We start from the raw sequence: 20,631 nt of genomic DNA, 5'->3' as shown, positions 1-20,631 counted from the left end.
CTTTTGCTACCTAGAGGAGGGAATATATGATTCGACGAGCGACAAAGGAAGATGTACCGACAATTTTAGAGATATTTAATGACAATGTCATAAATTCCACAGCTATTTATATGTATAAGGAACAAACGTTGGAACAAAGAATTCACTGGTTTAAACAAAAGCAAAATGCCGGCGAACCATTAGTTGTGTTTGATGTTGATGGGGAAGTAGCGGGCTATGCTACGTACGGAAGCTTCCGTGCTTATCCGGCCTTTCAATATACAGTAGAACATTCGGTATATGTGCATAAAAATCATTATAAAAAGGGAATTGCCAGTAAACTCATGCATTGGCTCATAGAAGAGGCGAATGTAAATGGTGTGAAAACAATGGTCGGCTGTATCGATAAAGAAAATACAGCGAGTATAAAAATTCATGAGAAGCTAGGGTTTACGTACAGCGGAACGGTCCGCAATGCAGGATATAAGTTTGGTCGTTGGTTGGATTTGGTGTTTTATCAGCTAGATCTTGAAGGGCCAGAAAATCCGCTGGAATATTAATGTAGCCTTTGTTTGTTACCTGGTCATATGACAACTGTCATAAAAAAGATGTGATATTTGAGCGTTTCGTCATGTGTGTCCTTTTTGTACGATGTAATTAATTATTTTTACAGGAAAGAGGGATTAACACATGGCAAACATACATGCAGAGAAAACAAAGCAACTACGAAAAGATGTAGCGCCGTTCGCAAAATCAGAAACAAGACTTAGTATTCAACAACTAATAAATACGCTGGGACCACTTTTATTGATTTGGGGAGCAGGTTATGTATTGTTGCAATATTCACCTTGGTTCACAGCGCTTTGTAGTATTCTTGCTTCAGGTTTTGTAATTCGTGCATTTATTATTTTCCATGATTGTACACATGGTTCATTTTTCCAGAATAAAAAAGCGAATGCAATTATTGGGAATATCACTGGGCTTTTAACATCATTCCCATATGAAAAATGGAAACGTGAGCATACGATTCATCACGCAACAAGTTCGAACTTGGATAAGCGTGGTATTGGCGATATTGATATGCTTACAGTGGACGAATACCTCGAAAAATCAAAGTTAGGTCGTATAGGTTACCGTTTTTACCGTAACCCAATTGTTATGTTTGGCTTAGGGCCACTATTTATGGTACTTATATTAAATCGCGTAAACCGCAAAGATGCAAAACGAAAAGAACGTTTAAATACGTATTTTACAAACATTGTATTATTAGCGATTTGTACAACTCTTATTTTAATATTTGGTTGGACGACATTTTTATTAGTCCACGGATTAACACTATTTATCGCAGGTGCTTTAGGTATTTGGTTGTTCTATATCCAACATACTTACGAAGATTCGTACTTTGAAGTAGATTCTGAGTGGGATTATGTTAAAGCTGCTGTAGAAGGAAGTTCATATTATAAATTACCAAAGATTCTACAATGGGTGACTGGTAATATCGGCTTCCACCATGTGCACCATTTATCGCCGCGTGTACCAAACTACAAACTTGAAGATGCACATGAGTCAATTAAACCGCTTCAGCAGGCGACAACGATCACATTAAAGACAAGTCTAGAATCAATTCGCTACAAGTTATATGATCCGGAAAACTACCGTTTTGTTACGTTTAAAGAAGCGGCAGAACGCGAAACAAAGCGTGATAAAACACGTGATAAAACACTTACTAACTAACTTCATTAAAAAACAGGTATCTCAACCATGGATTGAGATACCTGTTTTATTATAGAATAAAGAAAAAAGAGAATCGAGGCTATTATGCAAACTTGGTATAGTATCATCCCGAAAAGTCCGATGTTAAGTATTTATATATGGATAATCTTTTGTATTATGCCATTTTTCTTTATTATCCAATCCTTCACATTGTGGCAAATTATATTAGGAATCAATTTAATATTGGCTTATTTTTTATGCCATTACTTTTCTTTCACGGCTAAGCCTGGGCTAAAGTATATGTGGATCAGTTTCCAAATGGTGCTCAATATAGTAATGACACTTGTGTTTGGTTATGTATATCTATCTTTATTTACTGCATTTTTTATTGGTAATATAAGGCAGGCAGTTGGGTTTTATATTATGTATGGTTTACATATCGGTTTTACCGTTCTATCGATAGTTGGAGGATATTTTATTTTCCTTGAATTATTTATATCGCAAACCCCGTTCATAATTATTAATGTACTTGGTGTTGTACTATTACCGTTTACATTATATTCGAGAACGAAACGTGAAAATTTGGAAGGTGAGCTGGAAACGGCACGTGAACGCATTTCAGAATTAACGATATTTGAAGAGCGTCAGCGTATTGCACGTGATTTACATGATACACTAGGTCAAAAGCTTTCAATGATCGGTCTTAAAAGTGACTTGGCTGCAAGGTTAGTGGAAAAAAATCCAGAACAGGCGATTTTGGAAATAAAGGATATTCGTCAAGCGGCGAGACTTGCCTTAAAAGAAGTGCGAGAGCTAGTCGCGGATATGCGGGCTGTTCGTATTGAGGAAGAGCTATACAGAGTAGAACAGATATTAAAAGCCGCACAAATTAAACTTCGATTAAACGGTGATAAAAGAGAAATTAATATGCCTACTTTGGCGGAAAATGTAATAAGCATGTGTTTAAAAGAGGCTGTAACAAATATTGTAAAGCATAGTAAGGCAACAATTTGTCGGATCAATTTTTACCAAAGCGATGACGAGTTTAAAATGACGATACAAGATAATGGTATTGGTTTCAAACGTTCTCATGAATTAGAAGGTGGCAATGGTTTAAAGGGGATGCAGGAGCGTATAGAGTTTATTAATGGCTCGCTTGAAATAGAAAATGGTGATGGGACAACGGTTGTTTTAAAAATACCGTTAGCTATTACGCACCAAAAGGGGGAGAACAAGAAATGATTCGAATTGTTATTGCAGAAGATCAGGGTATGCTACTTGGGGCAATGAAATCACTGCTTAGTATGGAAGATGATATGGAAGTAGTTGGTCTTGCAAAAAACGGTGAAGAAGCAATTGATATGGTAACGGAATTAAAACCCGACATATGTATTATGGATATTGAAATGCCGATAAAAACCGGATTAGATGCTGCTGAGGCCTTACGGGAAAACGATTGTAAAATAATTATTTTAACAACCTTTGCACGTCCTGGCTATTTTGAAAGGGCGCGAAAGGCGGGAGTGCGCGGGTATTTGCTGAAGGATAGCCCGATTGAGGAGCTTGTCAATTCCATTCGAATTATTATGGATGGTCGTCGTATTTATGCACCGGAGCTTGTGGACTTTGTATATGAAGATGACAGTGAAAACCCGTTAACTGAACGTGAAAGCCAAGTGCTCGAACTCGTTGCAGAAGGGAAAACGACGAAGGAAATTGCAGCAGAGCTTTTCTTATCTGCTGGTACAGTACGTAACTATATTTCTACCATCTTAGATAAGCTGGGAGTGGGGAATCGAATTGAAGCAATAGCCCGGTTTAAAGAAAAGGGCTGGAATAAATAAAATGCTTCGCTTACTTTTGACGAGTAGGCGAAGCATTTTATTTAGCGTAATTAATCTTTTTTCGTTAAACGGCCAAGGACGAATGCACCGGCTGCTACGGCTAATATGGTGTTCGTCTTTTTATTGAATACTTGCTTTGTTACGAGCGAAATATTTTGCGGACGCTCAGCAAGACGACGCATAAAATATCCGTACCAATCCTTGCCATATGGGACATATACACAGACTTGGTAGCCTTCGCGTGCAAGCTCCAGCTGTAAATCCTTCCGGAAGCCGTAAAGCATCTGGAACTCGAATTTTTCTTTCGGAATATCGTATTGCTCAACGAAATATTTTACGTGTTTAATAATATTATGATCATGTGTTGCAATCGATGTGAAATGACCGTGAGCTAAATGGTATTCAATTAGTTCGATAAAGTTAATATCAATATCTAGTTTGTCTTGGTAGGCTACTTCTTCGGGCTCTTTATACGCTCCTTTTACAATACGCAGACGGTAGTCTTTAAATTGCTCGGCATCATCCTTTGCGCGGTGGAAATACGCCTGGATAACGGTACCCACATTATCAAATGATTTTGCAAGCTCTTCCAGCATATCAAATGATGGTTGCAGACGTTTATAATCCTCCATATCAAAGTTGACAAAAATACCATACTCATAAGCTCGTTCAACAATGTCACGTAAGTTGTCATAACAAAAATCAATATCAATATCGAGTCCAAGCTGTGAAGGTTTTAAAGAAATATGTGCATCCAATTCTTCTAGATGAATAGCTTCGATTAATGCTAAAATTTCTTCTTTTGCTTTTACAGCTTCTCCTTCATCGGAAACAAATTCACCTAAACTATCCACTGTACATGAAATGCCTTGTTCATTTAGTTTTCGAATGCTCGTAATTGCTTCTTCTAAGCTTGTCCCCGCCACAACGCTTTGTGCACCGAGCTTTAAACCGTATTGATGAGCAGCGTTGCTAAGTGCTTGGTTTTCCGATAATGAAATGAAAAAATCACGTAAAGCCATAGAAACATCTCCTTAAAATTCGTTATTTTCCTAAAAATTATACCATAGCGTTATTTATAGACATTAGCATTCATCCTCATATTATAAGTTTGACTTTCAGTTGCTCAAGCTTTGTACTATTAGAATATCGGAAAATCCGAACCGCTGGAGTTTTAAGTAAGTAAAAAGACTGAATTAAAAGTCGGTTTTGACTTTTAAGACAGCCTCCTTCTCGATTATATAAAAGAATGGGGTGGAAGTGTGTGAAGGGGAAGGGGCACACACTTCATTTTTTGGTTTTCTGGGAGCATGAAATTCAGGGGATATATTTATATCCGCTTTTCTTGTACATTTTGACTGGATGATACTTTGCCTAAGTTAGTTAAACGTTGGGCAAAACTATCATTTGATTTTATAACACCTTTGAAAGTGTCTTGCATTTCATATGCATATGCACCATGTTCTGCAATGTCTAAGCCCTGTACTTCTTCTTCATGAGTTACACGTAATGGGATGAAGGCTTTAATGACAAGAGTAGAAAGAGCGACTGTGCTGGCAGTCCAAGCAATAATTGCTACAACGCCTAATGCCTGCACGCCAAGCAATGTTGCGCCCCCACCATATAAAAGACCTCCACCAGTAATATCAAATAGACCAACAGCTAATGTTCCCCAAATACCGGCAACACCATGTACTGCTACTGCTCCAACTGGGTCATCAACTTTTAACTTATGATCAATGAAGCGTACAGCTTCCACTAAAATGAAACCGCCGATAGCCCCTGCGATAATAGCACCGACAATGCTTAAGTTTGCAGCACCTGCTGTAATACTAACTAAGCCTGCTAAAGCTCCGTTTAATGTTAAAGAACCATCGATAAAGCCGTAACGCAAACGAGTGTAAAATGCTGTAGCAATAACACCCGCTGATGCAGCTAAAAATGTATTTGCAATAACGCCTGGAACTAATGATGGGTCGGCAGCTAAAGTTGAAGCACCATTGAAGCCATACCAACCTAACCATAAAATGAATACACCTAATGCGCCAAGTGGAATTGAATGACCTGGAATTACATTCACGACGCCTTTTGCATATTTCCCTACACGAGGACCAACCATTGCTGCAACAACTAATGCACCAACTGCACCAGTTAAGTGAACGACTGTGGATCCTGCGAAATCAGTGAAGCCTAATGCTGTTAACCAACCATCACCTTGCCAAATCCAATGCCCAACAACAGGATAAATGAATGCTGTCATAACTACTACTAACGCCATATAGGCAACAATGTTGGTACGTTCAGCAACAGCACCTGAAATAATAGTGGCGCATGTTGCAGCGAACATAGCTTGGAATACGAAGAAGGCAATGTCATCAACACCGCTTAATGCAAAACCAGAAGTACCGATAAGTCCGTTTGCTGTGTCACCAAACATTATGGCGTAGCCAACTGCAAAATAGACAATACCGCCGATTGAAATTGTTAAAATATTCTTCATTAATATATTGACCGCATTTTTAGAGCGAGTAAATCCTGCTTCAACCATTGCAAACCCAGCATGCATGAAGAAAACGAAAAATGCACCAAGCATTACCCATACTAAGTTAATCGATAATTCTAAAGCTTCGTTTGTCATAAAAATATCCTCCTTTATTTAACGGTTAATTAATCAATTGCAATGGAACCAAGTTCTTTCGTGCGTATACGAATCGCCTGCTCTACCGGATAGATGAAAATTTTACCGTCACCAACTTCTCCTGTAGAAGCTTCGCGTAATAAAACATCGATAATCGCTTGAACTTTTGCGTTGTCTACAACCATTTCAAGCTTTAGCTTTTGAGAGAACTCCATTGAAAAGGAATTGCCGCGAAACAATCCAATTTTTCCTTCTTGTCGACCTGCACCGGCAATTTCGGAAATGCTCAGCCCGTCAATACCTTCTAAAGCTAAACCTTCTCGCACTCTTGCGAAAACTTCAGGACGAATAATTGCTTCGATCTTTTTCATTTCTCCCCAACTCCTTGTGTTATGTTATCTAACATGATAAATCGAATTTCATAATAAATCAATACCTTATGTTAGGAAAAATGACATGGATATTCGATTGGTTTAATCGCATTGTGAGATGAAGTGAGGAAGGAGGAGGTGAATAGCTTGAAATGGCTTTATATAGAATAAGAGAAGCTATTCAACGGAAGCTGTACATAACGAACGTTTTTTATTGATTCATTTGGGGAAAACTAAAAGGAATTGAAACAAAATGTGTGTGAAAATGCAAATATTGAAAATAAAAACTCTTCATACTTCGAATTAATTCAAGATAGTGTATACTATGACTAATTATGTTTTGGAAGAAGGGAACTCACGATGAATGAAAAGTATGTAGATGATAGTTTCGCTTTGCATACCGATTTATATCAAATTAATATGGCGGAAAGCTATTGGGCAGACGGTATACATGAACGCAAAGCTGTATTTGAACTCTATTTCAGGCAGTTGCCATTCGGTAATGGCTACGCTATTTTTGCAGGACTGGAACGTATGTTGAATTATTTGAAAGACTTTAAATTCAGTGAAACAGATATCGACTATTTACGTGAAGAACTCCATTATAAAGACGATTTTATTGACTATTTAAAAACTATCCGCTTTACAGGTTCGATGTATTCCATGGTGGAAGGAGAACTTGTATTTGCTAATGAGCCAATTGTACGCATCGAAGCGCCATTGGTTGAAGCGCAGTTAATCGAAACGGCTTTACTGAATATCGTCAACTATCAAACGCTTATCGCAACAAAAGCGAGTCGCATAAAGCAAGTGGTCCACAATGAAATTGCAATGGAATTTGGAACACGCCGTGCACAAGAGATGGATGCTGCAATTTGGGGAGCTCGTGCCGCAGTAATAGGCGGTTTTGAATCTACTTCAAATGTACGTGCAGGTAAATTGTTCAATATTCCTGTATCGGGCACGCATGCGCATGCTTTAGTTCAAGCATATAAAAACGACTATGATGCATTCCATTCGTATGCGAAGCGTCATAAAGACTGTGTGTTCTTAGTCGATACGTACAACACATTAAAGTCAGGTGTACCGACGGCGATAAGAGTTGCAAAAGAACTTGGGGATAAAATTAATTTTGTAGGTATTCGACTGGATAGTGGGGATATTGCCTTCCTGTCAAAAGAAGCGCGCCGTATGCTGGATGAAGCCGGATTCCCTAATGCGAAAGTCATTGTTTCAAACGATCTGGATGAATACACAATACTAAACCTAAAAGCGCAGGGTGCTCGTGTTGATATGTGGGGTATTGGTACAAAGCTTATTACTGCATATGATCAACCGGCATTAGGCGCGGTATATAAAATGGTTTCAATTGAAAACGAACATGGTGAAATGGAAGATACGATAAAAATTTCTGCCAATGCTGAAAAGGTAACAACGCCGGGATTAAAGCGAGTTTACCGTATTATTAATAAGAAAAACGGTAAATCGGAAGGCGATTACATCGCGATGGCGGATGAGAACCCGGCGGCAGAAGAACGTATTAAAATGTTCCATCCGGTTCATACATTCATTTCCAAATTCGTTACAAACTTTGAAGCGAAAGAGCTTCACCAACTCATTATTGATCATGGGAAAATTGTATATGATAACCCATCGTTAACAGATATACGTAAATACGCTCATGCCAATTTAGATTTATTATGGGATGAATATAAGCGTTCCTTAAACCCGGAAGAATATCCAGTAGATTTGAGTCAAAAATGCTGGGACAATAAAATGCGCAACATTCAAGAAGTGCGAGATATGGTAACAGAACTCGAATAACGTTAAGGGGTGTGTACATTGTCATTATTACAACAACAAATTATTGAAGAATTAAAAGTAAAGCCGACAATTAATGTAGAAGAGGAAATCCGTAAATCCATTGATTTTCTAAAGAATTATGCAAAGAAGCATCCGTTTTTAAAAGGATTTGTTCTAGGTATTAGTGGCGGACAGGATTCTACGCTAACAGGGAAGCTTGCACAAATGGCGGTGGATGAGTTAAATGAAGAAGCTGGTGCACACACATATTCATTTTGGGCGGTACGACTTCCGTATGGGCTTCAGAAGGATGAACAAGATTGTCAAGATGCGCTCGACTTTATCCAGCCGACAAAAATTTATACAGTGAATATTAAAGAATCTGTTGATGCGAGTGTCAAAGCTTTATTAGCGGCGGGTGTAACGCTGAGTGATTTTGCGAAAGGGAATGAAAAAGCCCGTGAGCGTATGAAGGTGCAGTATTCAATCGCAGCCATGCATAATGGAGTCGTAATTGGTACGGACCATGCAGCGGAAGCAGTGACAGGATTCTATACAAAATATGGAGATGGTGGCGTAGATTTAGTGCCAATCTTCCGTTTAAATAAACGTCAGGGCCGTCAACTATTAAAATATTTAAATTGTCCGGTTCATCTATATGAAAAAGTCCCAACTGCTGATTTGGAAGAAAACCGTCCAGCATTACCTGATGAAGTGGCATTGGGTATCACATACGAGCAGGTTGATGATTATTTAGAAGGTAAAGAGATTCCAGAACAGGCACGGATTACGCTGGAAGGACATTATTTGCGCTCAATGCATAAACGGCATATGCCGATTACAATTTTTGATGATTTTTGGAAATGATAATTAAAGCTGTGTCATGGGAAAAGTGACACAGCTTTTTTATTTGTAAATATAATAGTTTTTGAACAAGTCGATATATAAAGAAAGGGAGGAAGGGGGAACTACACTATGAGGACTTCGAGAGTTACCGCAACAACAAGCAGCATTTATCGCAACTCGACGCGTGCTATGATATCGGATACGCATTTTGCGGATGCGATCAATAGTGGGATGCATGACCATTTTCGTGACCCACGCGAGCAGCTACCCCAAAAGAAACAAAGGAAGAAACCGCAGCAACGTCCAAAAAAGCTTATACATAACAAGGGGCACTATATTATAAAAGGTATGCAGTACAATGCAAATTCAGCAGAAAATTTAAGGCGTTTACTGCAGTATTCTGAACGAGTAACTACACTCAATAATGCCAATCGTCGGATAACTACCTATAAGACATCTATTTAAATCACCCCAACTTTGAAATAAAAGTGAGGTGATTTTTCATTTATAAAGTAAACTAGTTGTACTAACATTTTCTTTTCGTTATGCTTAAACTATATGTCATACATGGTACATTTCAGCTGGGAGGACTATTCATGAACGAACAAATCGAGAAAATAATCAGAAATATCGAAAAAGTGATGATAGGGAAAAGAGAGATTGCTGAGTTAAGTATTGTTTCATTACTCGCTGGAGGACATGTATTGTTGGAGGACGTGCCAGGTGTAGGGAAAACAATGATGGTACGTGCCCTTTCGAAATCATTAGGTACGAGCTTTAAGCGAATTCAATTTACACCGGATTTATTGCCATCTGATGTAATTGGCGTTTCAATATATAACCCGAAAACTTTGCAATTTGAGTTTCGTCCAGGACCGATTGTAGGAAATATTGTATTAGCGGATGAAATTAACCGTACATCTCCAAAAACACAGGCCGCATTGTTAGAAAGTATGGAAGAGGCTTCAATAACAGTAGATGGTGATACGATTCAACTGCCGAAGCCGTTTTTCGTAATGGCTACACAAAATCCAATTGAATATGAAGGGACATACCCGCTCCCTGAAGCACAATTAGACCGATTTTTGCTCAAAATCAAAATGGGCTATCCAACAAAAGAAGAGGAAATCGAAGTGCTTCGACGTGCCGAGAGAACGGTGCCAATTGATGATATTTCTGCAGTATTAACGATTGAACAATTAATGGAACTGAAGAGGCAAGTAAAAGAAGTGCATGTAGAAAATAATATTAAAGAATATATCGTGTCACTCGCTCAGAATACTCGTCACCATCACAATGTATATTTAGGAGTTAGTCCCCGTGCTTCTATTGCATTAATGCGTGCAGCACAAAGCTATGCGTTTATGAAAGGGAGAGACTATGTGATCCCGGATGATGTCCAATATTTAGTGAAATATGTATTCAGTCACCGAATCATTCTAAAACCAGAAACACGCTATGAAGGAATTACAGAAGAGCAAGTAATTAAAAGTGTGCTTCATTATGTCCATGTTCCTGTGAAAAGGTATGTTCCTGAATGAGTGGATTCAAACAGTTTTTCCGGCATAGCGGTCGTTTGATTACCGTTATTTTATTGCTCGCTATAACGTATTGCTATGCGATGTTTCAAGGGGGCTTTGTCAGCTGGTTTGTCTTTTTTACTATTTTGCCCTTTTTGCTTTATTCAATATTACTGGCTGTTTTTCCGATTCATTTTAAGGAAATATCCCGAACATTATCAAAGGATCGGATTGAGCGAGGAAGTAATGTACAGGTGACAGTAACATTTCGGAATACGAGTTGGTTTCCAATCGTGTTTATGATGGTACAAGAGCTACCGATGGATAATGGGCATTACGAGAGACCAAATGGGAATGTGACAAAATTGTTTTTAGTCGGTTGGAAGCGTGAGTTCGAATGGACATATGAATTAAAGGAGTTAAAGCGTGGTGAACACCATTTTAAAGGGTTGGAGTTTACGTGTACGGACTTTTTTGGATGGACAATTCGTAAAGTAGCGGTCAATCATCCTCAACTTTTTTTAGTTTATCCAAAAGTTTCGGATGTAGATGTATTGCCAATTGGAATGCAATATGAACAAGGTTCCAGTCAGTCGCGCTATTCTTTGGTAAAGGATACAACGATGGCAACCGGAGTTCGTGAATATATACCGGGGGATCGTTTTTCCTGGATACATTGGAAGTCCTTTGCGAAAAATGGTGAGCTTCGGACGAAAGAATTTGAGGATCGCAAGTCACAAAATATGTTTATATTAATCGATCGTGCTGTACAGAAAAATTTTGAGCAAGTAGTCGATTATACCGCATCCTATATTAATAAAATCGTAAAAGGACGCGGGGATGTTTCGTTTTTAAGTGCAGGTAATGATCGATATTTTGCCCCAATAATAAAAACGGACAAACAATTTGAGAAGGTACTGCAACACTTGGTAACTGTACAGCCTGATGCGCAGTTTGGTGTTGAGCGTCTGCTATATGAAGAGCAAAAAATCATGAGCCGCTCAGTCGTAGTTATTGTAACGGGTGAACTTGTGCCAGAACTGCAGGAAATTTTAAACTCAGGCACAAAATACGCTCGAAAAATTATTTGCTTTGTCGTTAGTGACGAAAAAAATTTGGTGCAATTCATTAGTCAGAATAATGAGGTTCATTACGTTGATTCGGATGAGCTGCAGTCAATGTATTCGGAGGTGAAGCACGCATGAGACGTAGTACTTCCGAAAAAATTGAATTCGCTATTTTCTATATTATTATTTTCCTGATTTTAAGAGAGTGGCTTTTGCCGATTATGGAACTGACAAGTACAGGGTATTTCATGCAGTTTTTACTCTTTATGGGGATCTGTTTGTTACTGGGTATTTTTTCATTACCGTTTGCCGTTTCGTGGTTTATTAAGTTAGCTTATATTACATGGTTTAATGTAAGTGTTTATAATGATGGTCAATTAACGACGGTACAGTTTCTATCAAATGAACTAAAAACTAATATGAATACAATTTTAGCGGGTGAGTGGATTTATGTAAGTGATCCATTCCGTACCAGCTTGTTTTTCATTTTAATTTGGATGCTGATTTATTTAATTCAGCATTGGGTAACTGTGCGCTATAGTATCTACTATTTCCTTTTACTTACAGTGTTTTTCATCGGTACTCTTGATGCTTTTACCGACTATGACGGAACTATGGCCATTATAAAAGTAATGATTTTAGGGCTTATTCTTACAGCTCTCCTTTTCATAAAACGATTGATGCAGGCAGCCAATATGCAAAAAGATTGGACGAGCTATTTAGTTTATGCCGCCCCGATTATTATTTTTGTTACAATCGCAGGGATCGTAGCAATCTATTTACCAAAGTCAGAGCCGCAATGGCCAGATCCGGTGCCATATATGAAGGGGGTTGCTGGTATTGGGGGGTCTTCTACACAACCATTTGCCACGGTCGGTTACGGGGATAATGATGAAAGTCTTGGCGGTCCGTTTTTTGGCGATAATACACTTGTTTATCAAATCCAAACACCGATTCGTCAATATTGGCGTGTAGAAACGAAAGATTTTTATACGTCAAAAGGGTGGATTCACTCTGCTGACGAGTCATTGCAACAGACACTGCAAATGGCAGATAAGATACCGCTTTCTATTAGTCCGGGAAAGGAAGACCCGCAATCTGTACAAGTACAGGCGGTAAATGAAGATTACCGATTTTTACTGCAGGCATATGGAATAACTTCCTATGAGCTCTATGATCCGCAAAGTGTGATCAGGTTTAATGGTGGCAATGAAAAAATGATTCCAGTTATAAACAATAACGTGGTTTCTCCTTCATCCTATGAAATGACATTCCAACAACCAGAATATAGCTATACTGCATTAAAGGAATCTTTATCCTCCACGGAAAATGATTCCCGTTATTTGCAGCTGCCGGATGATTTACCGCAGCGTGTTGCAGACTTGGCGTATGAAATTACGGATATGTATGAAAGTGTTTATGATAAGGCGCGTGCAGTAGAAGGTTATTTTGCGCGAAGTGGCTTTCAATATGAAACGACAAACGTGCAAGTACCTAGCGGCAATCAAGATTATGTAGACCAATTTCTATTTGAGACAAAACTCGGCTACTGTGATAATTTCTCAACTTCGATGGTTGTGTTGCTTCGCTCGGTAGGAATCCAGGCGCGTTGGGTGAAGGGCTTCTCGAGTGGAGAGCGAATTCATGAAGAAGACGGCATGTATACGTATCAGGTGACAAATAATGATGCCCATTCTTGGGTAGAAGCTTATATTGATGGAATTGGCTGGATGCCGTTTGAGCCGACAATTGGATTTAGCAACCCGGTGAATATAAACTATGATGTCGATGTGGAAATGCCAGAAGAAGAGCAATTACCAGAAGCGGAAGAACCGGAAGCGCCGCAGCTGGAGCTGGAAGAACAAGATCCGCAACAGGCTACTGGGGATGCAACAAGTTCAATTAACTGGTCTAACTTTAAATGGGTAGTTTATGGATTATTAGCCATACTTTTAGTAGGTTTTATTATTCTGTGGAGAAAGCGCGGTAAGTGGCAACCGAAACTTGCTGTGAAAATGAATCATTCCAAGCTAAATCGCTCGGATACATTTGAAGAAGGCTATTTAGTGTTATTGAAACAATTGGAGCGTATTCATTTAAAACGCGGGCAAGATGAGACGTTACAACAATTTGCGCTACGAGTGGATGAGCAGTTGGATACGACAAAAATGAGGGAACTAACGGCCTTTTATGAGAAGCTGATTTATGCAAAACAAACTGAACAAATAGATATGACGAAGATGAAAGAAATTTGGGAATATTTAATCAATCGCACGAGTGGTTGATTTTAGTTCGGTGAAAGAGTAAAATTTAGAAAAATCAATAGTATAGTGCCTTCATATAAGTCTGGTAATATGGTCCAGATGTTTCTACTAAGTTACCCTAAATAACTTATCTATGATGGTGGGATTCGTTATATCCTTAACAGGGATAGTGTACCCACTTGAAGAAGAGATGAAATATGAACGCGTAGAATTTATTTTCTTACGCGTTTTTTTCTTAAATATAGGCCGCAAAAAATTAGAAGAGGTGGAAATTGTGTCAACTCCTTTATTAAAAGAGCAAGAGAAAATTGTCGTTCTTGATTTCGGTAGTCAGTTTAACCAATTAATTACGCGTCGTATTCGTGAGTTTGGTGTATTTTCAGAATTACATCCGCACACGGTTACAGCAGAAGAAATCAAAGAAATGAATGTAGCGGGTATCATATTCTCAGGTGGTCCAAACTCTGTATATGATGAAACGGCATTCCATGTAGATCCGGCAATTTTTGAATTGGGTTTACCGATTTTAGGTATCTGTTACGGAATGCAGTTAATGGCGCAGACGCAAGGTGGTAAAGTAGAAGGCGCGATAACTCGTGAATACGGGAAAGCAGAAATTAACGTGACTTCAGACAACAAACTGTTTGCAGAATTACCAAAAAATCAAGTTGTATGGATGAGTCACGGAGACCATGTAACAGCGGTTCCTGAAGGTTTTGAAGTAATTGCGACAAGCCCTGCATGTCCAATCGCGGCAATGGCTGATGTTTCCCGCAAGTTTTACGCAGTTCAATTCCACCCGGAAGTACGTCACTCTGTATACGGAAATGATTTACTAAAAAACTTCGTATTCAATGTATGTGAAGCAAAAGGCGACTGGTCAATGGCTAACTTCATTGATATCGAAATTGCAAAAATCCGCGAGCAAGTTGGCGACAAGCAAGTTCTTTGTGCATTATCAGGAGGAGTAGATTCTTCTGTAGTAGCAGTATTAATCCATAAAGCTATTGGTGATCAGTTAACTTGTATGTTCGTTGATCACAACTTGAATCGTAAAGGTGAAGTTGAGCAAGTAATGAAAACTTTCACGGAAGACTTTGATATGAAACTAATCAAAATCGATGCTCGTGAGCGTTTCATGAACAAATTAAGAGGCGTTTCTGACCCAGAGCAAAAACGTAAAATTATCGGTAACGAGTTTATTTACGTATTTGATGAAGAATCATCAAAACTAAAAGATATGGATTTCTTAGCCCAAGGTACGCTTTACACGGACATTATCGAGTCAGGTACAGCAACTGCTCAAACAATTAAATCACACCATAATGTTGGTGGATTACCAGAAGACATGAAGTTTGAATTAATCGAACCTTTAAATACATTATTCAAAGACGAAGTGCGCGCTTTAGGTTTAGAGCTAGGTCTTCCTGAAGCGGTAGTATGGCGTCAACCATTCCCAGGTCCTGGTTTAGGTATCCGTGTACTTGGTGAAGTAACAGAAGAAAAACTGGATATCGTTCGTGAAGCTGACTATATCCTACGCGAAGAAATTAAAAAAGCGGGTCTTGACCGTGATATTTGGCAATACTTCTGCGTATTACCTGACATCCGTTCAGTAGGTGTAATGGGCGATGGCCGTACGTACGATTACGCAATCGGTATCCGCGGTGTAACATCAATCGACGGCATGACATCTGACTGGGCACGTATCCCTTACGATGTATTAGAGAAAATTTCTGTACGTATCGTAAACGAAGTGAAGCACGTAAACCGTGTGCTGTATGACATTACTTCTAAGCCACCAGCGACGATTGAGTGGGAATAAACGCTCTCCAAATTTCGAGGAGCCACTGCACCGCAGAAGTACAATAAATTAATGAACACCGTAATAAGCTTAGTAGAGCCTTACTTGATAAGGTTTCTGCTGAGCTTTTTTACTTAGTTTTAAATTTTTTTTACGAATATATGTAAGGTTGGCAGTGCACTATAAGGTTTACTTCAGTAAAATAAGGTATAGTATATTTGTTGGATGGATTCTCTTTAAGGATTAGAAAAGTAGGTGAACAAAGTGGGAAAATATCAATTGGATACAAAAGGCAAGGTAGCTGTGACAAAGTATCATGAAAAAAACAAACCTGCCAAATTTGATAAAAAACAGCAACTTGAAAAAATACGTGCAGAGTATTTGAAGAAGAAACAAGAACAAACAGATAAATAAAACGAATTATAAACATAGGAGGATGGTTTTCCCCTATGTTTTTTATTTTTGAATATGTGGGACTAAAAAATGGTAGTGGTAAATAAACATTTTTATTCTTTCAATTTTATTGCGAATTGTTAAATTTATATTACTCGGGTTTAGTATTTCTGAGAAAAGGTATTGATTAGTATACCTATAATCAAGATAAACGAGCGGTATGAACTAAACTATTAAAAAAATGGAGGAATGAAACATGGAAACAAGTGAAAACAAAAAATTGCATGGTATTTACAATACGGAAATGGAATTACAAGCAGAAATGGATCGCCTTCGTACACAAGGGTATGGCGAAGAGGATATGTATATTGTATCGAATCGTAACCAACAGCTTTCAATGTATCGAGGATCATCTTCATATGGAAATGATGGAAAAGAGGGTTCATGGTGGGATCGCTTCAAAGCATTTATCATGGGAGAAGATTTAGTGCGTGATAAATATTTCACACAAATGGGTTTAACAGAAGACGAAAGAAATCGTTATTATAAAGAATTGCAGGAAGGCAAGTATTTATTGTATGTAGATAAAGACTATGGAGCTTACTTCGATGAAGGTACAGAAAATTACGGGGTAAATAAAACTGAAGAAGAGCGATTAGCCCTTCATGAGGAAGAGTTACTACAACGTGAAAGAAATGATATTCATAATACATCGACAAATTTAGATGAGTCGTTAAATCGAACAAATCGTCAATATTAAGAGCTGTAATTAAATATAAGGAAGTCTATATTGTATAGGCTTCCTTTTTTTATGTTTAGAATTATTTACTCTTCAATAGTATCTTTTGGGCGGGATTTCCACTCAATTCCACTCGATACACAACCTAATGTCACAATTAATAAAAGTACAAATAATGTGTTATGCAACCAATACGGCAATTAAAGCCCTCCTTTAAACTATCTTTAACATCTTTAACGAATATTATTTTAACATACTAAAAAGATAGAATGTACAATTTAGGGCTGGTGAAGTTAACAAAATAATTAAAAGCCTAAGCAGCTTATAGGCATACTCAGGCTAATGTGATTAGTTTTCTTTTTTTTCGATGAAGAACGTTACGATGAAAAATAGGAAGAATGCGATTAATAAAATTGATCCGCCTACAATGAAGAACACCATATTTAATGTTTCATTAGTGTTCAATGGATCTAAGTAGTGTAGCCACATTCCTATACATAACCCAACGGCACCAATCATCCCTAAAATACTTTGAACCTTTACGTAAAGTAATTTGCGGATTGGTACAGAATAATAGAAAATTCCCCACGCAAATACTGATAACCATCCTACTAATACAAAGTGAGCGTGAATTGGACGTAAAGCATAATTCATTTCTCCACTCATAATAGAACCGATTAAAACACCTAAAAAGCCAAAAATTGCCGCAAAGCGAATTAAGCGCATCGCCCATATTCGTTGTTGTATCAAAAAAATCCCTCCAAAAAAATTCATTTCAAGTTAACTATAAAAGAGTAATATGACATCTCTATAAACTTTCCTGAGAAAATATTCTATTATTCCAGTAAATCCAACACTTCATATAACCTTTATTTCATTCAAAAAATCCCATCCAAAGTAAATGTGTGTAATAGAAAAGTGAATTGAATTACAGTATATACCAGGTCGGTAAAAAGGCGTTTAGTAAATTCCAAGAAAAGACTTGGCTAAATTATGAATGTTTTCACGAACCTTTTATGATAAAAATTAAAAAATGTTCGGATATGGGCTTGTAATTTAAAAAATGAAATGTTATATTACTAGCGTAAATTAAATATGTCGTCGTATAATGTCGGGAATATGGCCCGTAAGTTTCTACCGAATCACCGTAAATGATTCGACTACGATTTAAAATAAGTTTCGATTCTATTTAACTAATAGAAACAATTCTTATTTCCATAAATCGTAGACATGCAGCATAACAGCTTAGCGTGTCTTTTTGTTTTATAGGATCGAAACCCTCGATAGTTGTAAGACGACAACACGGAGGAAAATTACATTATGAAAAAGTATTTCGAGTTTGATAAACTTGGGACAAATTATCGCAAAGAGATATTAGGTGGTTTCACTACATTCTTAGCGATGGCCTATATTTTAATTGTCAATCCATTAACTTTAACATTAGCGGATGTACCTGATCTTCCGGATGCAATGCGTATGGATTATGGTGCAGTATTCGTAGCAACAGCCTTATCGGCAGCTGTTGGATCGTTTGTAATGGGATTCTTGGCAAAGTATCCGTTGGCATTGGCACCGGGACTTGGACTAAACGCATTCTTTGCTTATACAGTTGTTTTAACAAACGGAAGTCCATGGCAGCATGCATTGGCAGCAGTATTCGTTTCAGGTGTGTTCTTCTTGATTTTAACTTTAACAGGTTTACGTGAAAAATTAATTAATGCAATTCCAATGGAATTAAAATTAGCAGTTGGTGCAGGTATTGGTTTATTCATCGCATTTATCGGTTTGAAAAATGCCGGAATTGTTATTGCGAATCCAGCAACATTTGTTGGTATTGGTAACTTAACAGATCCAGAAGTATTGTTGGCTATATTTGGTATAGTTATTACAGTTATTTTCTTAGTTCGTGGTATGAAAGCCGGTGTATTCGTCGGTATGGCTATTACTGCTATAGCTGGTATGATTTTTGGTTTAGTAGAACTACCGTCACAAATTGCAGCAATGCCACCATCTTTAGAGCCTACATTCGGTGCGCTATTCTCTGCTTTTGGTGACGCGGAATTTTATACTTTAGCAATGCTTTCAGTTATCCTAACATTCCTATTCGTTGACTTCTTTGACAATGCTGGAACATTAATGGCTGTAGCCAACCAAGCAGGATTTGTTAAGGACAATAAACTACCTCGTGCAGGTAAAGCTTTAATTTCTGACTCGATTGCAACCATTGCAGGATCTATTTTTGGTACATCGACAGTAACTTCATTTGTTGAATCTTCTTCGGGAGTAGCTGCTGGTGCTCGTTCTGGTTTTGCAGCAATTGTGACAGGTGTATTCTTCCTATTAGCACTATTCTTCTTACCGATTCTAAGTGTTGTAACTTCAGCGGTAACAGCTCCAGCGTTAATTGTTGTAGGGGTATTAATGGTTGCATCACTTGGTAAAATTGAGTGGGAAAAATTCGAAATTGCAGTACCGGCATTCTTTACTATGTTAATGATGCCTTTAACATTCTCGATTGCAACAGGTGTTGCTGTAGGTTTCGTATTCTACCCATTAACAATGATTGTCGCAGGGCGTGCAAAAGAAGTTCATCCAATTATGTACGTATTCGGATTTATATTCTTGCTTTACTTAGGCACTGCAGCACATTAATGAAATTTATTCTTAGCTACTTAGACAATCCGTTTAAGTAGCTTTTTTTATTTGGCGGTCTCTACCATTAGAATTACAAATTAAGTTACGGATGATTAGAAGGACAATCTATATCGAGGTAGAAGATAAATATATAAGGAGTGAATAGATTATGGAAGTTGAAATTATTGAAGCCAGTACATCTGACTATATAGAAGTAAACCGAATTGTAAGGGAAGGGCATGAGGAACACGTAGAAGGGGATCGGTCTATTTTTCGTAGTGTGGAAACGGTGATGCCTGAAGATTATTACAATGAACTATTAAAGAATGATAATAGTAAAATATTTATTGCGAAATTAGAAGAAGAGACGGTTGGCTTTGCAATAATAAGTTTGGAAGTATCGCCGCCATTCCCTTCATTAGTTTCTCGGAATTATGCCTACATACATGATTTTGGCGTTGATCAAAGAAAGAAACGTCGATCAATCGGTTCGAAGCTCTTTGAAAGGTGTATTCAATGGTCGGAAGAAAAGAATGTAACGACAGTGGAGTTGAATGTGTGGGAATTTAATAAAGATGCATTAGCGTTTTATGAGAAACAAGGCATGAATGCTATTAGTAGAAGAATGCGAATCGATATTAAATAGCTTCTTTTTCTTATAGGAGGAAGGGGTAGAGAGATTACTTTTGGAGCGACAAGTAAAAGTACTTTACTGTATATATAATAGGAAGAAACTCTAAATGGCTTACTGTATAAATATCAGAAAATTTTTTCTTTTAAAAAGGGGTTGCGCAAAGATTAGATACGGGTGTATAGTTAATCACGTTGCTGCGACACACTGAAGCAAGCAACACAATCGAAAAACAAATTCTAATAAAGTTGTTGACAAGTAAAAACAACTCAGTTATAATTTGAAACAGTCGCACAAACGACTAAAACATGAACCTTGAAAACTGAACAAGCAACGTTAATGAAACAAGCTTCTTAAATGAAGCAAACAATAGATTATAACTTTT

General features: G+C 37.8%; 19 protein-coding genes and 2 riboswitches. Of the genes, 15 read left to right on the top strand and 4 right to left on the bottom strand.

The features are described from left to right. Positions 1-26: 26 nt before the first annotated feature. From H9632_RS16950 to H9632_RS16935, 4 genes are all read left to right on the top strand, one after another. Positions 27-539 (top strand): GNAT family N-acetyltransferase, encoded by a 513-nt coding sequence (locus H9632_RS16950; protein ID WP_191705248.1) that lies wholly within the window; start codon positions 27-29, stop codon positions 537-539. A gap of 130 nt (positions 540-669) precedes the next feature. Beyond that, complete coding sequence (locus tag H9632_RS16945) at positions 670-1,713, top strand: fatty acid desaturase family protein (RefSeq protein ID WP_191705247.1); 1,044 nt, start codon at positions 670-672, stop codon at positions 1,711-1,713. An 84-nt stretch (positions 1,714-1,797) separates the two neighbouring features. Beyond that, entirely contained in the window at positions 1,798-2,934 is a 1,137-nt protein-coding gene (locus H9632_RS16940; RefSeq protein WP_191705246.1) for a sensor histidine kinase, read from the top strand. Beyond that, positions 2,931-3,536, top strand: a complete 606-nt coding sequence (locus H9632_RS16935) for a response regulator transcription factor (protein WP_191705245.1) — start codon at positions 2,931-2,933, stop codon at positions 3,534-3,536. Before H9632_RS16940 ends, H9632_RS16935 begins: the two co-directional genes overlap by 4 nt. A 50-nt stretch (positions 3,537-3,586) precedes the next feature. Here the strand turns inward: H9632_RS16935 and H9632_RS16930 are convergent, their stop codons facing one another. The 3 genes from H9632_RS16930 to H9632_RS16920 all read right to left on the bottom strand — a co-directional run bounded on the left by H9632_RS16930 (position 3,587) and on the right by H9632_RS16920 (position 6,545). After that, entirely contained in the window at positions 3,587-4,558 is a 972-nt protein-coding gene (locus H9632_RS16930; protein WP_191705244.1) for a proline dehydrogenase family protein, read from the bottom strand. 308 nt (positions 4,559-4,866) lie between these two features. Continuing rightward, positions 4,867-6,174 carry an ammonium transporter gene (locus tag H9632_RS16925; protein WP_191705243.1) on the bottom strand — a complete coding sequence of 436 codons (1,308 nt, stop codon included), beginning with the start codon at positions 6,172-6,174 and terminating at the stop codon, positions 4,867-4,869. A 29-nt stretch (positions 6,175-6,203) separates the two neighbouring features. Next, a complete protein-coding gene (locus H9632_RS16920; RefSeq protein WP_191701812.1) occupies positions 6,204-6,545 on the bottom strand; it encodes a P-II family nitrogen regulator in 342 nt (113 codons plus the stop codon). Between the two features lie 360 nt (positions 6,546-6,905). On the opposite strand from H9632_RS16920, the gene H9632_RS16915 reads away from it, so the two are divergent. From H9632_RS16915 to H9632_RS16875, 9 genes are all read left to right on the top strand, one after another. Next, positions 6,906-8,369 (top strand): nicotinate phosphoribosyltransferase, encoded by a 1,464-nt coding sequence (locus tag H9632_RS16915; RefSeq protein WP_191705242.1) that lies wholly within the window; start codon positions 6,906-6,908, stop codon positions 8,367-8,369. A gap of 18 nt (positions 8,370-8,387) precedes the next feature. Then, positions 8,388-9,215 carry an ammonia-dependent NAD(+) synthetase gene (gene nadE / locus H9632_RS16910; RefSeq protein WP_191705241.1) on the top strand — a complete coding sequence of 276 codons (828 nt, stop codon included), beginning with the start codon at positions 8,388-8,390 and terminating at the stop codon, positions 9,213-9,215. 108 nt (positions 9,216-9,323) lie between these two features. Beyond that, positions 9,324-9,659: a hypothetical protein gene (locus H9632_RS16905; RefSeq protein WP_191705240.1), complete on the top strand. Its 336-nt coding sequence runs from the start codon at positions 9,324-9,326 to the stop codon at positions 9,657-9,659. A 131-nt stretch (positions 9,660-9,790) separates the two neighbouring features. Then, positions 9,791-10,735, top strand: coding sequence for an AAA family ATPase (locus H9632_RS16900; protein WP_191705239.1), 945 nt, complete (start codon positions 9,791-9,793; stop codon positions 10,733-10,735). Then, positions 10,732-11,919 (top strand): DUF58 domain-containing protein, encoded by a 1,188-nt coding sequence (locus H9632_RS16895; RefSeq protein WP_191705238.1) that lies wholly within the window; start codon positions 10,732-10,734, stop codon positions 11,917-11,919. The genes H9632_RS16900 and H9632_RS16895 overlap by 4 nt, the downstream gene beginning before the upstream one ends. Beyond that, on the top strand, positions 11,916-14,066 hold the full coding sequence (locus H9632_RS16890) for a transglutaminaseTgpA domain-containing protein (protein WP_191705237.1): 2,151 nt from the start codon (positions 11,916-11,918) through the stop codon (positions 14,064-14,066). The genes H9632_RS16895 and H9632_RS16890 overlap by 4 nt, the downstream gene beginning before the upstream one ends. 31 nt (positions 14,067-14,097) lie before the next feature. Further along, positions 14,098-14,199: riboswitch (purine riboswitch) on the top strand. A gap of 117 nt (positions 14,200-14,316) precedes the next feature. Beyond that, on the top strand, positions 14,317-15,870 hold the full coding sequence (gene guaA / locus H9632_RS16885) for a glutamine-hydrolyzing GMP synthase (RefSeq protein WP_191705269.1): 1,554 nt from the start codon (positions 14,317-14,319) through the stop codon (positions 15,868-15,870). Between the two features lie 243 nt (positions 15,871-16,113). Continuing rightward, positions 16,114-16,263 (top strand): hypothetical protein, encoded by a 150-nt coding sequence (locus H9632_RS16880; RefSeq protein WP_191701804.1) that lies wholly within the window; start codon positions 16,114-16,116, stop codon positions 16,261-16,263. Between the two features lie 235 nt (positions 16,264-16,498). Further along, on the top strand, positions 16,499-17,002 hold the full coding sequence (locus tag H9632_RS16875; protein ID WP_225223895.1) for a general stress protein: 504 nt from the start codon (positions 16,499-16,501) through the stop codon (positions 17,000-17,002). 327 nt (positions 17,003-17,329) lie between these two features. On the opposite strand, the gene H9632_RS16870 is transcribed toward H9632_RS16875, so the two are convergent. Beyond that, a complete protein-coding gene (locus H9632_RS16870) occupies positions 17,330-17,731 on the bottom strand; it encodes a hypothetical protein (protein ID WP_191705236.1) in 402 nt (133 codons plus the stop codon). 331 nt (positions 17,732-18,062) lie between these two features. Then, positions 18,063-18,164, top strand: a riboswitch (purine riboswitch). 137 nt (positions 18,165-18,301) lie between these two features. Here H9632_RS16870 and H9632_RS16865 point away from each other — a divergent pair. Beyond that, positions 18,302-19,633: an NCS2 family permease gene (locus H9632_RS16865; protein WP_191705235.1), complete on the top strand. Its 1,332-nt coding sequence runs from the start codon at positions 18,302-18,304 to the stop codon at positions 19,631-19,633. Positions 19,634-19,784: 151 nt separating this feature from the next. Further along, complete coding sequence (locus H9632_RS16860) at positions 19,785-20,261, top strand: GNAT family N-acetyltransferase (protein WP_191705234.1); 477 nt, start codon at positions 19,785-19,787, stop codon at positions 20,259-20,261. Positions 20,262-20,631 lie beyond the last annotated feature (370 nt).

This window comes from Solibacillus merdavium (assembly GCF_014836935.1).
In the GTDB taxonomy this organism is placed as follows: domain Bacteria; phylum Bacillota; class Bacilli; order Bacillales_A; family Planococcaceae; genus Solibacillus; species Solibacillus ferritrahens.
The sequence above is the reverse complement of the archived record's forward strand: the minus strand, read 5'-3'. Positions and strand labels throughout refer to the sequence as shown.

Bases quoted from the DNA above. Each gene is read 5' to 3' on its own strand.
- H9632_RS16930 (WP_191705244.1), bottom strand. From the start codon at position 4,558: ATGGCTTTACGTGATTTTTTCATTTCATTATCGGAAAACCAAGCACTT.
- H9632_RS16890 (WP_191705237.1), top strand. From the start codon at position 11,916: ATGAGACGTAGTACTTCCGAAAAAATTGAATTCGCTATTTTCTATATT.
- H9632_RS16935 (WP_191705245.1), top strand. From the start codon at position 2,931: ATGATTCGAATTGTTATTGCAGAAGATCAGGGTATGCTACTTGGGGCA.
- H9632_RS16865 (WP_191705235.1), top strand. From the start codon at position 18,302: ATGAAAAAGTATTTCGAGTTTGATAAACTTGGGACAAATTATCGCAAA.
- H9632_RS16860 (WP_191705234.1), top strand. From the start codon at position 19,785: ATGGAAGTTGAAATTATTGAAGCCAGTACATCTGACTATATAGAAGTA.
- H9632_RS16920 (WP_191701812.1), bottom strand. From the start codon at position 6,545: ATGAAAAAGATCGAAGCAATTATTCGTCCTGAAGTTTTCGCAAGAGTG.
- H9632_RS16905 (WP_191705240.1), top strand. From the start codon at position 9,324: ATGAGGACTTCGAGAGTTACCGCAACAACAAGCAGCATTTATCGCAAC.
- H9632_RS16875 (WP_225223895.1), top strand. From the start codon at position 16,499: ATGGAAACAAGTGAAAACAAAAAATTGCATGGTATTTACAATACGGAA.
- H9632_RS16925 (WP_191705243.1), bottom strand. From the start codon at position 6,174: ATGACAAACGAAGCTTTAGAATTATCGATTAACTTAGTATGGGTAATG.
- H9632_RS16895 (WP_191705238.1), top strand. From the start codon at position 10,732: ATGAGTGGATTCAAACAGTTTTTCCGGCATAGCGGTCGTTTGATTACC.
- H9632_RS16915 (WP_191705242.1), top strand. From the start codon at position 6,906: ATGAATGAAAAGTATGTAGATGATAGTTTCGCTTTGCATACCGATTTA.
- H9632_RS16900 (WP_191705239.1), top strand. From the start codon at position 9,791: ATGAACGAACAAATCGAGAAAATAATCAGAAATATCGAAAAAGTGATG.
- H9632_RS16950 (WP_191705248.1), top strand. From the start codon at position 27: ATGATTCGACGAGCGACAAAGGAAGATGTACCGACAATTTTAGAGATA.
- H9632_RS16945 (WP_191705247.1), top strand. From the start codon at position 670: ATGGCAAACATACATGCAGAGAAAACAAAGCAACTACGAAAAGATGTA.
- H9632_RS16940 (WP_191705246.1), top strand. From the start codon at position 1,798: ATGCAAACTTGGTATAGTATCATCCCGAAAAGTCCGATGTTAAGTATT.